Raw genomic sequence first — 13,658 nt, forward strand, 5'->3', positions numbered from 1 at the left:
GGGGGGCTTAGACGGCGAGCCTGCGGGCCGTGGTCTGCGTACCCGGAAGCGAATCGAGGATCGCCTCATATGGTGCCAGCGTACCCACGGGCCCGACAGCGGTAAGCGTCGGCTTGGTCGAGAACATCCGCGACGACAGGTCGGTCAGCCGCTCCACCGTCAGCGCCGACAGGCGCTCCATCAATTCCTCCTTGGCGATCGGCCTGCCGAACAAAAGCAGCTGCCTTGCGATCTGCGAGGCGCGGCTGGCCGGGCTTTCGGCGGACATGATCAGTCCGGCGCGATACTGGGCGCGCGCACGGTCGAGCTCTTCCTGCAGGATGTTCTCGCCGGCCTTCTGCAACTCGTCGATGATGACAGGCACGAGTTCGGCGATGTCGCTCTGGCCGGTCGCGGCGTGGACGCCGAAGATGCCGGTGTCGGAAAAGCCCCAGTGGAAGGCATAGACCGAGTAGCACAGGCCGCGTTTCTCGCGGACTTCCTGGAACAGGCGCGACGACATGCCGCCGCCGAGGATCATCGACAGCACCTGCGAGGCGTAGAAGTCGCGCACGTGGTAGGCGCGGCCTTCGAAGCCCAGCACGATCTGCGCGTCCATCAGGTCGCGGTCCTCGCGGAAATCGCCGCCGACATACTGCGCATATTGCGGGATGGTGCTGTCGGCCTTGCTGCGGAAGCCGCCGAGCTGCTTCTCCACCTCGCGCACGAAATTGTCGTGCTTGATGTCGCCGGCGGCCACGATCACCATCCGCTCGGCGCCATATTGGCGTTCGATGAAATCGTGCAGCTGCTTGGACGTGAAGGATTTGACGGTGTCCGGCGTGCCCAGGATCGAGCGCCCTATGGTCTGGTGGCGAAAGGCCGTCTCGGTGAAACGGTCGAAGACGATATCGTCTGGCGTATCGTGCGCGGCGCCGATCTCCTGCAGGATGACGTGCTGCTCGCGCTCGAGCTCCTGCGGGTCGAATTCGGACTCCTGCAGGATGTCGGCGAGGATGTCGACGGCCAGCGGCACGTCGTCGCTGAGCACCCTGGCGTAGTAGGATGTGGTCTCGACACTGGTGGCGGCATTGATCTCGCCACCGACATCCTCGATTTCCGAAGCGATTTCGAAGGCCGTCCGCCGCTTCGTGCCCTTGAACGCCATGTGCTCGAGCAGGTGGGCCATGCCATGCTCTTCATCACGCTCATTGCGGGCGCCGGACTTGACCCAGGCACCCAAGGCAACCGATTCGATACTTGGAAGGGTTTCGGTGGCGACTGTCAGGCCGTTCGACAGACGGCTTACCTCAACACCCATATGGTTCGTACTCCCTAACGCGCCGCTCGCGCACGGCGGCTGACATAATCTTCCACCATTTTCAGGTCGGATGGAAGTACCGTGTATTTTTCCTCAAATGTCATCAATCCGCCTAGCCATGCGGGCAGGGCCGGCGAGACCCCGCTGGCGGCCTCGACGGCGGCCGGAAATTTTGCCGGGTGCGCCGTGCCCAGCACCACCATCGGCACGGCGCCCGATGCCTTGCCGGCCGCCACATGCATGGCTGCCGCGGTGTGCGGATCCAGAAGATAATTGCTGGCCGCGAGCGTCGAACGGATGGTGGCGGCGACCTCGTCCATGGTGGCGCGGCCGGCGTCGAATTCGGACCGCATCCCATTGATTTCGCGGGATTCTATGGTGAAGGCGCCGGACTGCTTCAGGCCGTCCATGTAGCGCCGCACGGTCGCCGCGTCACGGTTGGAGGCCTCGAACAGCAGGCGTTCGAAATTCGACGAAACCTGGATGTCCATCGACGGTGAGGTGGTCGCAAAGACACCCTTGGTGCGGTACTCGCCGGTGGCGAAGGTGCGCGCCAATATGTCGTTGTCGTTGGTGGCGATGACCAGCCGCTCGATCGGCAGGCCCATCTTCTTGGCGGCGTAGCCGGCGAAGATATCGCCGAAATTGCCGGTCGGGACGGTGAACGACACCGGCCTGTCCGGCGCGCCGAGCGACAGTGCCGAGGAGAAATAATAGACGATCTGGGCCATGATGCGCGCCCAGTTGATCGAATTGACCCCCGACAGCGCCACCCGGTCGCGAAAGGCGTGGTCGTTGAACATGTCCTTGAGCAGGCCCTGGCAGTCGTCGAAATTGCCTTCGATCGCCAGCGCATGGACGTTCTCGGCCTTCGACGTCGTCATCTGGCGCTGCTGCACCGGCGAAACGCGGCCATGCGGGAACAGGATGAAGATGTCGGTGCGGCTGCGCCCGGCAAAGGCGTCGATCGCCGCGCCGCCGGTGTCGCCTGACGTGGCGCCGACGATGGTGGCATGCTGATCGCGTTCGGCAAGCACATGGTCCATCAGCCGGGCGAGCAGCTGCATCGCCACATCCTTGAATGCCAGCGTCGGCCCATGGAAGAGTTCGAGGACAAAGGTATTGGTGCCGGTCTGGACAAGCGGGCAGACCGCCTCGTGACGGAACGTGGCATAGGCTTCGCGCACCAGGCGTTCGAAAACCGGCGCCGGAATTTCACCGCCAAGGAACGGCGACAGCACGCGGATCGCGAGATCGGGATAGGCAAGGCCACGCATGGCGCGGATCTCGGAAGCTGAAAACTGCGGCCACTCGCGCGGCACGTAAAGCCCACCATCGCGCGCCAGCCCAGCCAGCACGGCATCGGAAAATCCAAGCGCGGGTGCTTCCCCGCGCGTACTCACATATTGCATGTCTCAGTCCCGTTGCCGCTTGGCTTTCCGTTCACCACAAGGTGGTTAATTTCTGTGCCGGCTCCAGTCGCATTTTTGCCGCGGCGTTGATATACGTCACCAGCTTTACGAGAGGGAAGTGCAGTTTCATGGCGTTTCGTACACTCAGTGGCCGCTTTTTGGCGGGTCTTGCGCTCACCGGCTTTATGCTCGCCGCCGCCGGCTGCCAATCGGGCGACAATGGCATCCTTAACCTCGGTTTTGGCAAGAAGGACCCGACGGCACCTCCACCGCCGCAGGATCCCAAGATTCTCGCCAGCCAGCTGAATGCCTATTGCCCGCGGGTGACCGTGCGCGACGGCACGGCCTTTTTCAACACCTATGCCAACGAGGTCAAGAAGGCCAAGCCGAAGCTCAAGAAGACCGGCGACGCCGCCGCGGATGCCGCGGCCCAGGCCGCGGCTGACGCCGCCGCTGCCACGCCGCCCGACGATTCCGCGAGGATCATTTACCAGGCGTCGATTGCCGACGTGACCCGAGACTGCAGCCGCGCCGACGGACAGCTGGCGATGAAGATCGCGGTTGCCGGCAAGATCGTGCCGGGACCGAAGTTTACGCCCGGCACCATCACCATGCCGATCCGCACAGCGGTGATGCACGGTACCGACGTGCTTTACTCGCAAATTCACCAATATCAGGTCCAGGTCACCGATCCCTCGGTCGCCACCCAGTTCGTCTTCACCGATTCCAATGTCGTCGTGCCGGCGCCGACGGCGCAGGATTATCAGGTCTATGCCGGCTATGACGAAACCGCGCCGAAGGCGACGACCGACAAGCCGAAGAAGACTCATAGGAAGAAGGCCGCCACGACGAACTAAGCGTCCATGGACGTAGCGTGTGCCCAGCCGGGCACACGGTGCTCAGGCGTCGGCCGACCATTCCGACAGCGCCGCGATCACGCTTTTCAGCTCTGCCCAGCGGCGGATCACCGTTTCGGCGCCGGCCTCGGTCAGCGCGTCGGCATGGCCGGGATAGCTGTGGCTTGCGCCGGTGAAGCCGATCACACGCATGCCGGCTGCCCGGGCGCCGGCGACGCCGTGCACGGAATCCTCGATGACGAAAGTGTTGGCTGGGTTCGCGCCGAGTCTTTCCGCCGCGAACAGGAACACGTCCGGCGCGGGTTTGGTCTTTTTGCTCGGTATTTCCAGCGCCGAGAAGATGCGGCCGGCGAAAAACGGCAGCAGATGCACTTTCTCCAGCATGAATTCTATCCGCTCCGAGCGTGAATTGGAGCAGATACAGCGTTGCGCCGTGACCGAGGCGACCGCTTCGCGCACGCCCTCGATGGCACGCACATCGCTGCGCAGTTTCCGGTCGACGAGCTCTTCGGCGCGGTCGATCAGCGACGCCTGGAACGGAATCTTGGACTTCTCCTCGATCCGCATCAGGATGTCCTTGAACGTCAGGCCCGCATAGCTTTCGGCAATCTCCTCGGCCGAGATTTCATATCCGGCGAGCGTTATCAGCTCGGCCTCGACCCGCGCGGCGATGATTTCGGAATCGACGAGCACGCCGTCGCAATCGAAGATGACAAGGTCTGGCTGGGGCATGGTGATCCGGACAAAGAAAGGATGAAGCGGCCAGGAAGGCCTCAGGCGGCGCGGCATACACCAATGGCCCGGCCTTCGCAAACCTGGCAGGCGATCGCGCCGGCCTTCACCGAATATTTACGCTGATCGGTAACCATAACGGGGAGTAAACAGTAACGCGTGCCTTGGGTGTAAAAATGTCTGCCGTGCGTCTTCTCCACGAGTTGTCCCACGCTCCCCAGCAATCCGAATGGCTGGACACGATCCTCAAGGGCGACTGCGTCGCGGCCCTCGACCGCCTGCCGGAAAAGTCGGTCGACGTCATCTTCGCCGATCCGCCCTACAATCTGCAGCTTGACGGCGATCTGCACCGGCCCGACCAGTCCAAGGTCGACGCGGTCGACGATCACTGGGACCAGTTCGAGAATTTTGAGGCCTATGACGCCTTCACCCGCGCCTGGCTTTTGGCGGCGCGCCGCGTGCTGAAGCCCAACGGCACCATCTGGGTCATCGGCTCCTATCACAACATCTTCCGGGTCGGCGCCAAGATGCAGGATCTGGGCTTCTGGATCCTCAACGACGTGGTCTGGCGCAAGACCAATCCGATGCCGAATTTCCGTGGCCGCCGTTTCCAGAACGCGCATGAGACGATGATCTGGGCTTCTCGCGACCAGAAGGGCAAGGGCTACACCTTCAACTACGAGGCGCTGAAGGCGTCCAACGACGATATCCAGATGCGTTCGGACTGGCTGTTCCCGATCTGCACCGGTGGCGAACGGCTGAAGAACGACAACGGCGACAAGCTGCACCCGACACAGAAGCCGGAAGCGTTGCTCGCCCGCATCATGATGGCCTCGACCAAGCCCGGCGACATCGTGCTCGACCCTTTCTTCGGCTCTGGCACGACAGGTGCGGTCGCCAAACGCCTCGGCCGTCATTTCGTCGGCATCGAGCGCGAGCAGGCCTATATCGACGCCGCCAACGAGCGTATCGATGCGGTGCGGCCGCTGGAGGATGCCGATCTGACGGTATTGACCGGCAAGCGCGCCGAGCCGCGCGTCGCCTTCGTCAGCCTGATCGACACCGGGTTGATGACGCCCGGCGTCACGCTTTACGACGCCAAGAAGCGCTGGGCCGTCAAGGTGCGCGCCGACGGCACGGTCGCGATCGGCGACAGCGCCGGCTCGATCCACAAGATCGGCGCCGAAGTGCAGGGGCTGGACGCCTGCAATGGCTGGACCTTCTGGCATTATGAGCGCAGCGGCGGGCTGACCCCGATCGACGAACTGCGCCGCATCGCCCGTCTCGGCATGGAGCGGGCAGGGGGCTGACCCCCCCGCTGAATTATCGCGTATTGCGTTGAATCAAAATCTCAGCGGATCGCCGCAAGCGATTCAGATCGCGACTTGATTCCCAAGCGTTCAAGATCGGCTTGAAGCGTCCTGGCATCAGTGAACAGCACGGCTTGCCAGCCCGCGGCCTTGGCGCCGTCGACATTCTTCTGGCTGTCGTCGATGAACAGCGTCGCCGAGGGTTCGAGCCCGAACGCAGCCACGTGATGATCGTAAATGTCACGATCCGGCTTGATCTTGCCGATCTCGCCGGAGATGGTCACACCGCGTGGCCGATTTAGGAAATCGAAGCGTTTGCGGGCTTCCGCCAGAGTGTCGGACGCGAAGTTGGTCAACATCGTCACGTCGTGGCCGCTTTCGATCAGGCCAAGCATGATGGCGACGCTGTCGTCATAGGCATGCGGCACCATGTCGTGCCAGTGACGGCGGAAATTGCGGATGTTTTCCGCATGGTCGGGATGGTCCGCAATCAGCAGCGCCTCTGCCTCTTCCCAGCTCCGGCCGCGATCCTGCTCGATGTTCCAGTCATGCGTGCAGACATTGTCGAAGAACCACTTTCTCTCTTCGGCATCGGGGATGAGGCGGCTGAACGGAATATTGGGATCGTAGTGGATCAGCACGCGGCCGATGTCGAAAACGATGTGGCGGATCTCGGTCATGAAGCCTCTTCAATGCGGGCGTTGCTTTTTCGTCGCGCCGGGTATCGCAGCCTCGATTGCCTTTTTCATGACAGTGGGCAGGGCCTCTCCGGAAATCTCGTGGGCGTGCGACCAGAAATGCCCTGCCGGCGCATCCCCTTTGATGTGGGCGTGAAAGACTTCGAGCTCGAGCGCGAAATGGGTGAAGACATGCGTGATTGTCCCGGCGCGCCGCCATTCGCCGGGAAAGGGCGCCGCCGCCTGCGTGGTGGCTCCGTCCACCCGCGCCGTCCAAGCCGTTGTCGGCACCTCGGTCATGCCGCCGAGCAGACCTTTTTCCGGCCGTTTGCGCAGAAGCATGGCCCCATCCTCACGGATGGCGACGAAAGCAGCGCCGCGCCGCTGCGGTTTGTCGGCTTTGGGCAGCCGCACCGGGAAGTTTTCGGGATCGCCTGAAACGACGGCGCTGCAGTTCTCGCGCAGCGGGCACAGCATGCAGCGCGGCCGGCGCGGGGTGCAGATCGTGGCGCCGAGATCCATCATGGCCTGGGCGAAATCGCCCGGCCTTGCCGCCGGCACCATGGCCTCGACAAGGGCTCGTATCTCGGTCTTGGCTTCGTTGAGTGGCGTCCTGATCGAAAACAGCCTCGATATGACGCGTTCGACATTGCCATCAACCACGGCGGCGGGGCGGTCGAAGGCGATCGCCGTGATCGCCGCCGAAGTGTAGGCGCCGATGCCGGGCAGGTCTCTCAAATCGGCCTCGGTATCGGGAAACCGGCCACCACGCGCCGCCACCAGATCGGCGCAGGCCTTGAGGTTGCGGGCGCGGGAGTAATAGCCGAGCCCCGCCCAGGCCTTCATGACGTCCTCGGTCGGCGCCGCGGCCAGCGCCTCGACATCGGGCCATTTCTCGACAAAGGCGCGAAAGTAGGATTTCACCGCCTCGACCGTGGTCTGCTGCAGCATGACTTCGGACAGCCAGATGCGATAGGGGTCGGGCCGCACGCCGCGTGCATGCTCGCGCGGGCTCACCCGCCACGGCAACTCGCGATGATGCACGTCGTACCAGGCGAGCAGGCGCGACGCGGTGTCGTCCGGCATTGCCTTAAGTGTCTGGGCCTTGCGTGTCTGGGCCTTGCGGGTCTGGTCTGCTGGTGCCATTGATCGTGTGTTGGCCTGGCCGGTAATCTGCTGGGGTCGTGGCTGGAGAACGTACATGGCAGGGAGAACGCCCTACGGCAATCCCGTCCCGGTGAGCGATCTTGCCACCAAAATCCTCGACCCTGTGCTGCGCAAACGGGCAGGCATTTCGATTGGTCTCGTCCAGTCCTGGGAAGAGATCGCCGGCCCGCGCCTGGCCAGCCGCTCGCGGCCCGAGAAGATCCAGTGGCCGCGCCGCCTGCATGAGGACGATCCGTTCGAACCGGCGGTGCTGGTCATTGCCTGCGAAGGCATGGCCGCACTTCATCTGCAGCACGAGACCGGCGAGATCATCAACCGGGTCAACGCTTTCCTCGGCTTTACGGCAATAGGCCGCATCAGGATCGTGCAAAAACCGGTGACGACGGACAAGGGACGGCCTAAACCGACCTTCAGGCCTTTGACGGCGGCGGAGCAGGCCAAATTGTCCAGTACGGTCGAACTGATCGAGGATGACGGGCTGCGCGCCTCGCTGGAAAGGCTTGGCGCAACCATTTTGGGTGAAAGGAAGTCAAAAACTCCTTGAAGACATTCATGGATTTGTCTTCAACATCTCGCATTCGTGATCACCTTGGTCAGGTTTCACGATTGGATTGGGGATGGAGATGCCTTAATTCGCGCCAACTCTCGCCTTTTCGTGCCTTTGCATTGCAAAATTCAACCCTTGTCAGGTGATTCGTATGAACCGTCCCCCGTTCGGCAAAAGTCTGTCTCGCAGAAACGTCCTGTCTTCGCTGGCTGCCATTCCGGCGGTGGCTCTGCTCGCCGCCTGCAGCGACTCCGGCGAACAGGCCAAGGCGGCGGATGTGAAGCCCGCGGACCCGGCCGCTCCTGCAAAGCCCGCCACGCCAGCCGCCGCCAAGGTTCCAGAGTCCCAGGGCACCGTCGACATGGCGGAACTGCTGAAGCCCGGCGCACTGCCCGACAAACAGCTCGGCAAGGATGACGCCAAGGTCACCATCGTCGAATACGCCTCGATGACCTGCCCGCATTGCGCGCATTTCGCCGAAACCACCTTCCCGGACCTGAAGACGAAGTACATCGACACCGGCAAGGCGCGCTATATCCTGCGCGAGTTCCCGTTCGACCCGAGCGCGGAAGCCGGTTTCATGCTGGCGCGCTGCGCCAAGGATAACTATTTCCCGATGGTGGACGTGCTGTTCAGGCAGCAGCCGAACTGGGTTGGCGTGTCGAACACCAAGGATGCGCTGCTGCAAATCTCGAAGCTCGCCGGTTTTACACAGGAGTCGTTCGAGGCCTGCTTGACGGACCAGAAACTTCTGGACGATGTGAGATCGGTCCAGAAGCGCGGCGCCAATGAATTCAAGGTCGACTCGACACCGACCTTCTTCATCAACGGTAAGACCTACAAAGGGGCGATGTCGATTGAGGAAATGTCGGCTATCATCGACCCTCTGCTCTGACGCTCGCGCAGCGCTGAAGCGGCAGCGCTTCGGCGTGCCCATCCATTTGCCTTGTCGCGGGCTCTATTCGCAAAACCGCGGGACACTTTTGCGGAACCCGCTTGCGGGGCGGCGCGAATGAAGTTTTCGCGCCTTCGCCTCCTCGGTTTCAAGTCCTTCGTCGAGCCCGGCGAGTTCGTCATCGAACGCGGCCTGACGGGTATTGTCGGGCCGAACGGCTGTGGCAAGTCGAACCTTGTCGAGGCGCTGCGCTGGGTGATGGGCGAAAGCTCCTACAAAAACATGCGCGCGTCCGGCATGGACGACGTCATCTTTTCCGGCTCGGGCACGCGGCCCGCCCGCAACACCGCCGAAGTCACGCTTTTCCTCGATAACAGTGATCGTTCGGCGCCCGCCGCCTTCAACGACGCCGACGAGTTGCAGGTGTCACGCCGCATCGAGCGCGAGGCCGGCTCGCTCTACCGCATCAACGGCAAGGAAGCGCGCGCCAAGGATGTGCAGCTTCTGTTCGCCGACCAGTCGACCGGCGCACGCTCGCCGTCGATGGTCGGGCAGGGCCGCATCGGCGAACTGATCCAGGCCAAGCCGCAGGCGCGCCGCGCCCTGCTCGAAGAGGCCGCCGGCATTTCCGGCCTGCACACCCGTCGCCACGAGGCGGAACTGCGGCTGAAGGCGGCCGAACAGAATTTGGAACGCCTGGACGACGTCGTCGGCGAACTGGAAAGCCAGATCGAAAGCCTGAAGCGCCAAGGGCGCCAGGCCTCGCGCTTCAAGAACCTGTCGGCCGATATCCGCAAGGCCGAAGCGACATTGCTGCACCTGCGCTGGACGCTGGCCAAGACGCAGGAAGGCGAGGCGCGTTCTGCGCTGGCTGTTGCCACGGCGCTGGTCGGCGACCGCGCCGCCGCGCAGATGAACGCGGCCAAGGAGCAGGGCATCAGCGCTCATCGCCTGCCCGATCTGCGCGACGCGGAGGCTGCCGCTGCCGCCGCCTTCCAGCGCCTGTCGATCGCCAGGTCGCAGATCGAGGAGGAGGCCGGGCGCATCCGCAACCGCCAGGCCGAAATCGAGCGCCGCTTGCAGCAGTTCGACGGCGACATCGCCCGCGAAGAGCGGATGGTGCGTGACAATGCCGATGTCCTCGAACGCCTGCGCACCGAAGAGGCCACGCTGAATTCCGAAAACGCTGGTGCGGCTGAGCGCGAGGCCACCACCCGCGCTGCGTTCGAACAGGCGGCATCGACGCTGGCGCAAAGCGAAGCCAGGCTCGCGGCGCTGACCGCCGAACGGGCCGAGGCCGCCGCTTCGCGCCACCAGATCGAACGGACTTTGCGCGAAACCGCCGAGCGCCGCGACCGCTTCGCCCGTCAGCTCGCCGAGGTCGACCGCGAATTGTCGGATATCCTCTCCAAGGTCGCCGGCCTGCCGGATCCGGCCGAAAAGCGCGTTCTGGTCGAACAGGCCATGGCGCTCCTGGAAGAATCCGAGGCCGCCGTGGCGCAGGCCGAGCAGTCGGTCATCGATGCCCGCACCGCTGAAAGCGGTGCCCGCCCACCGCTTCAGGACGCCAAGGCCGAGCTGGCGCGGATCGAGACGGAAGCGCGCACGTTGGCCAAGATCCTCAATGCCGCCAGTGGCGATCTCTTCCCTTCGGTACTGGAGCAGATCAGCGTCGAGCGCGGCTTCGAGACGGCGCTGGGCGCCGCCCTTGGCGAAGACCTCGATGTGCCGCTTGACCGCAGCGCGCCCGCGCATTGGGGCGAAAGCCAGATCCAGCCCGGCGACGCGGCCCTGCCGGAAGGCATCAAGAGCCTGGCCAGCGTGGTTCGCGCTCCGGCGCAGCTTGCCCGCCGCCTGGCGCAGATCGGCATTGTCGAGGTCGCGGACGGCCGCCGGCTGCAGGCGCTGCTTGCGCCCGGCCAGCGTCTGGTCAGCCGTGAAGGCGCGCTCTGGCGCTGGGACGGCCTGACCGCCAGCGCCGACGCTCCGACGGCCGCCGCACAAAGGCTGGCGCAGAAGAACCGGCTTGCCGAACTCGATGCCGAAGCAGTGCAGGCCACGCTCGTCCTACGCCAGGCCGAGGAGGCGCTGGCACAGGCCGAACAAGCGCTTCGCCAGGCGAGCGAGGCCGAACGCAACACACGCCAGGCCGGACGCGATGCCCAGCATCGGCTGGACGCCGCCCGCACTGCGCTGGCCGAGGCCGAAAAGGCCGGTGGCGAGCTGGCGAGCCGGCGCGCGGCACTCGATGAGGGGCGCGCGCGCATCGTCGACAGCCATGAGGAAACCTCGGCTGCTTTCGTCGAGGCCGAAATGCTACTGCAGGACGCGCCGGATCTCGGCGACCTGCAATTGCAGCTTGAACAGTCCACGGCCAATGTCTCGCGTGACCGCGCCGCGCTCGCCGATGCGCGGGCCGTCCATGAAGGGCTGCGGCGCGAGGCGGAGGCGCGTACGCGCCGGCTCGATGCCATCGGCGCCGAGCGCAGCAACTGGCTGGTCCGCGCCGAAAATGCCTCGACGCAGATTGCCTCGCTTGGCGAACGCAAGGCCGAGGCCGAGGCCGAGCGCGAGCGGCTGGCCGATGCGCCCGATGAAATCGACGCCAAGCGTCGCGCGCTACTGTCGCAGCTCACCGAGGCCGAGACCTTGCGCAAGGCGGCCGCCGACCGGCTGCAGGAAGCGGAAAACAGGCAGGCCGAACTGGACAAGCTGGCCACATCAGCCATCCAGTCGCTGGCCGAGGCGCGCGAGACCCGTGTCCGCGCCGAGGAAAGGCTGACGGCGGCCGATGAGCGCCGGCTCGAGGTCGAAGCGCGCATCCAGGAAACGCTGAACACGCCGCCGCATCTGGTCATCCGCCATACCGGGCTGGAAGCCGACGACCCGATGCCGGAGATGGCCGAGATCGAACGCCAGCTCGACCGGCTGAAGATCGAGCGCGAACGGCTCGGCGCCGTCAATCTGCGCGCCGAGGAAGAACAGAAGGAGCTTTCCGACCGGCTCGAAGCGATCGTTACCGAGCGCGAGGACATCATCGAGGCGATCCGCAAGCTCCGGCAGGCGATCCAGAGCCTCAATCGCGAAGGCCGCGAGCGGCTTCTGGCCGCTTTTGACGTGGTCAACAGCCACTTCCAGCGTCTGTTCTCGCATCTGTTCGGCGGCGGTACTGCGGAATTGCAGCTGATCGAATCCGACGATCCGCTCGAGGCAGGCCTCGAAATCCTTGCCCGCCCGCCCGGCAAAAAGCCGCAGACCATGACGCTGCTGTCCGGCGGCGAGCAGGCGCTGACGGCGATGTCGCTGATCTTCGCCGTCTTCCTGACCAACCCAGCGCCGATTTGCGTGCTCGACGAAGTCGACGCGCCGCTCGACGATCACAATGTCGAACGTTTCTGCAATCTCATGGACGAGATGGCCAAGACCACCGAGACGCGCTTCGTCATCATCACCCACAATCCGATCACCATGGCGCGCATGGATCGGTTGTTCGGCGTCACCATGGCCGAGCAGGGCGTCAGTCAGCTCGTATCGGTCGACCTGCAGGCCGCCGAGGCGATGCGCGAGGCGAGCTGACGCGTCGTCTGGTCGGGGTCCGGCCTGTGGGCCAGATGCGATTGGCCATCAGCCTTTGCGGTGCATGGCCCAATTTACACACAGCGCGACCACGAGCCCGCCCGCTATGCCGATGCAATCGGCAACCCAGTCGAACACGTCGAGGTCGCGGTCGATCAGTGTCGTGCCCTGAAGGACCTCGATCGCGGCCCCGACCAGCGCTAGGAAAATGACCAGCGTGATCTTGTGCCTGGGCCAGCCAAGACCCCCGAGTGCAGCCAGAGTCGCGAATGCGCTGGCGTGATTGAGCTTGTCATTGTCGAAACCGATATCGATCCCGAATTCCTGAAGCTCGGGCACTGGCAGCAGCGCGAGGACCAGAACCGCTAGGAGCGTGACAACAAAGGCGGTCGATGCGGCCACCGAATAAGATTTCACCTGCTCCAACCATCTTCGAAAATCCACAGGGCTGTCATCGGTCCGAAGCCTTGAGCAGCAGGACGCCCAAGCCGGGCGCGAACCATGCCGTGGCGCAACCATCCGGTCGCAATGAGATGGCTGGGGCGCCAGGATTCGAACCTGGGAATGTCGGTACCAAAAACCGATGCCTTACCACTTGGCGACGCCCCAATAGCCGTCAGAGTCGCTTGTGCGGCGCGTTATTAGCAGAGCAGCCGAAAAGCACAATGCTTATGAGCGACGGCAGGAACGCCCAGATCGAGCAATCCACAACGCCGCCGGATCCCATTCGGGTGGGCTATTGACCCCAGACAGCCAGCTCATTGCCAGCCGGATCGACGAAGTGGAAGCGCCGGCCGCCGGGGAACGGGAAGATCGGCTTGATGATCGTGCCGCCTGCGCTTTCGACGGCGCCGAGGGTTTCCTCGAGGTCGTCGCTATAGAGCACGGGCAGCGGCTTGGCTGGTGCTTCCGCGGCATCCGCCTGGAAACCGCCATCCAGGCCCTCGGCAAAGGCCGAATAGGTTGGCCCGTAGTCGGTGAACGACCACGCAAACGCGGCACTGTAGAAAGCCTTCAACCGGTCCAGCGTGCCGCCAGTCGCCGGCATTTCCAGATAGTCGAGTTTTCCAGTCAGTATCATGGGGCACCTCTTTGTTCCCTTTATGTTCTAGTCATCGAGTCGTGAGGTGGCAAGTCTTTTTGACGCATGCCCAAGCGAGGCTTTTTCTTAATCGATTGTAGCGG

At 63.9% G+C, this 13,658-nt stretch carries 12 protein-coding genes and 1 tRNA gene; 5 read left to right on the forward strand and 8 right to left on the reverse strand.

Going from position 1 to position 13,658, the window contains the following annotated elements:
• Positions 1-7: 7 nt before the first annotated feature.
• Both MAFF_RS30620 and thrC read right to left on the reverse strand, forming a co-directional pair.
• Positions 8-1,300 carry a M16 family metallopeptidase gene (locus MAFF_RS30620; RefSeq protein ID WP_010914907.1) on the reverse strand — a complete coding sequence of 431 codons (1,293 nt, stop codon included), beginning with the start codon at positions 1,298-1,300 and terminating at the stop codon, positions 8-10.
• A 14-nt stretch (positions 1,301-1,314) separates the two neighbouring features.
• Positions 1,315-2,712: a threonine synthase gene (gene thrC / locus MAFF_RS30625; RefSeq protein WP_010914908.1), complete on the reverse strand. Its 1,398-nt coding sequence runs from the start codon at positions 2,710-2,712 to the stop codon at positions 1,315-1,317.
• 128 nt (positions 2,713-2,840) lie between these two features.
• Between thrC and MAFF_RS30630 the strand changes: the two genes are divergently transcribed.
• Positions 2,841-3,569, forward strand: coding sequence for a hypothetical protein (locus MAFF_RS30630; RefSeq protein WP_044549762.1), 729 nt, complete (start codon positions 2,841-2,843; stop codon positions 3,567-3,569).
• Positions 3,570-3,611: 42 nt separating this feature from the next.
• Here MAFF_RS30630 and MAFF_RS30635 read toward each other — a convergent pair whose 3' ends face one another.
• Entirely contained in the window at positions 3,612-4,301 is a 690-nt protein-coding gene (locus MAFF_RS30635; RefSeq protein ID WP_010914910.1) for an HAD family hydrolase, read from the reverse strand.
• Positions 4,302-4,477: 176 nt separating this feature from the next.
• On the opposite strand from MAFF_RS30635, the gene MAFF_RS30640 reads away from it, so the two are divergent.
• Positions 4,478-5,611, forward strand: coding sequence for a site-specific DNA-methyltransferase (locus tag MAFF_RS30640; protein WP_010914911.1), 1,134 nt, complete (start codon positions 4,478-4,480; stop codon positions 5,609-5,611).
• A gap of 41 nt (positions 5,612-5,652) precedes the next feature.
• Here the strand turns inward: MAFF_RS30640 and MAFF_RS30645 are convergent, their stop codons facing one another.
• Both MAFF_RS30645 and mutY read right to left on the reverse strand, forming a co-directional pair.
• The gene (locus tag MAFF_RS30645; protein WP_010914912.1) at positions 5,653-6,291 is read right to left on the reverse strand and encodes an HAD family hydrolase; all 639 of its coding nucleotides are present in this window, start codon (positions 6,289-6,291) and stop codon (positions 5,653-5,655) included.
• A gap of 9 nt (positions 6,292-6,300) precedes the next feature.
• Positions 6,301-7,434: an A/G-specific adenine glycosylase gene (gene mutY, locus MAFF_RS30650; RefSeq protein ID WP_080511979.1), complete on the reverse strand. Its 1,134-nt coding sequence runs from the start codon at positions 7,432-7,434 to the stop codon at positions 6,301-6,303.
• 55 nt (positions 7,435-7,489) lie between these two features.
• Here mutY and MAFF_RS30655 point away from each other — a divergent pair, with 55 nt between their 5' ends.
• From MAFF_RS30655 to smc, 3 genes are all read left to right on the forward strand, one after another.
• The gene (locus MAFF_RS30655; RefSeq protein ID WP_032929382.1) at positions 7,490-7,999 is read left to right on the forward strand and encodes a DUF721 domain-containing protein; all 510 of its coding nucleotides are present in this window, start codon (positions 7,490-7,492) and stop codon (positions 7,997-7,999) included.
• Positions 8,000-8,153: 154 nt separating this feature from the next.
• Positions 8,154-8,897, forward strand: a complete 744-nt coding sequence (locus MAFF_RS30660; protein ID WP_032929383.1) for a DsbA family protein — start codon at positions 8,154-8,156, stop codon at positions 8,895-8,897.
• A 117-nt stretch (positions 8,898-9,014) separates the two neighbouring features.
• Complete coding sequence (gene smc / locus MAFF_RS30665) at positions 9,015-12,473, forward strand: chromosome segregation protein SMC (RefSeq protein WP_010914916.1); 3,459 nt, start codon at positions 9,015-9,017, stop codon at positions 12,471-12,473.
• 48 nt (positions 12,474-12,521) lie between these two features.
• Here smc and MAFF_RS30670 read toward each other — a convergent pair whose 3' ends face one another.
• The 3 genes from MAFF_RS30670 to MAFF_RS30680 form a co-directional block, all read right to left on the reverse strand.
• Positions 12,522-12,890: a hypothetical protein gene (locus MAFF_RS30670; protein WP_044551543.1), complete on the reverse strand. Its 369-nt coding sequence runs from the start codon at positions 12,888-12,890 to the stop codon at positions 12,522-12,524.
• Between the two features lie 117 nt (positions 12,891-13,007).
• Positions 13,008-13,082, reverse strand: a tRNA-Gln gene (locus MAFF_RS30675).
• A 127-nt stretch (positions 13,083-13,209) separates the two neighbouring features.
• Complete coding sequence (locus tag MAFF_RS30680) at positions 13,210-13,554, reverse strand: VOC family protein (protein WP_010914918.1); 345 nt, start codon at positions 13,552-13,554, stop codon at positions 13,210-13,212.
• Between the last annotated feature and the right edge of the window lie 104 nt (positions 13,555-13,658).

It is taken from the genome of Mesorhizobium japonicum MAFF 303099, assembly GCF_000009625.1.
GTDB classification, from domain to species: Bacteria; Pseudomonadota; Alphaproteobacteria; order Rhizobiales; family Rhizobiaceae; genus Mesorhizobium; species Mesorhizobium japonicum.

Excerpts from the sequence above, each read along its gene's own strand:
- MAFF_RS30620 (WP_010914907.1), bottom strand. The coding sequence starts at position 1,300 with ATGGGTGTTGAGGTAAGCCGTCTGTCGAACGGCCTGACAGTCGCCACC.
- thrC (WP_010914908.1), bottom strand. The coding sequence starts at position 2,712 with ATGCAATATGTGAGTACGCGCGGGGAAGCACCCGCGCTTGGATTTTCC.
- MAFF_RS30630 (WP_044549762.1), top strand. The coding sequence starts at position 2,841 with ATGGCGTTTCGTACACTCAGTGGCCGCTTTTTGGCGGGTCTTGCGCTC.
- MAFF_RS30635 (WP_010914910.1), bottom strand. The coding sequence starts at position 4,301 with ATGCCCCAGCCAGACCTTGTCATCTTCGATTGCGACGGCGTGCTCGTC.
- MAFF_RS30640 (WP_010914911.1), top strand. The coding sequence starts at position 4,478 with ATGTCTGCCGTGCGTCTTCTCCACGAGTTGTCCCACGCTCCCCAGCAA.
- MAFF_RS30645 (WP_010914912.1), bottom strand. The coding sequence starts at position 6,291 with ATGACCGAGATCCGCCACATCGTTTTCGACATCGGCCGCGTGCTGATC.
- mutY (WP_080511979.1), bottom strand. The coding sequence starts at position 7,434 with ATGGCACCAGCAGACCAGACCCGCAAGGCCCAGACACGCAAGGCCCAG.
- MAFF_RS30655 (WP_032929382.1), top strand. The coding sequence starts at position 7,490 with ATGGCAGGGAGAACGCCCTACGGCAATCCCGTCCCGGTGAGCGATCTT.
- MAFF_RS30660 (WP_032929383.1), top strand. The coding sequence starts at position 8,154 with ATGAACCGTCCCCCGTTCGGCAAAAGTCTGTCTCGCAGAAACGTCCTG.
- smc (WP_010914916.1), top strand. The coding sequence starts at position 9,015 with ATGAAGTTTTCGCGCCTTCGCCTCCTCGGTTTCAAGTCCTTCGTCGAG.
- MAFF_RS30680 (WP_010914918.1), bottom strand. The coding sequence starts at position 13,554 with ATGATACTGACTGGAAAACTCGACTATCTGGAAATGCCGGCGACTGGC.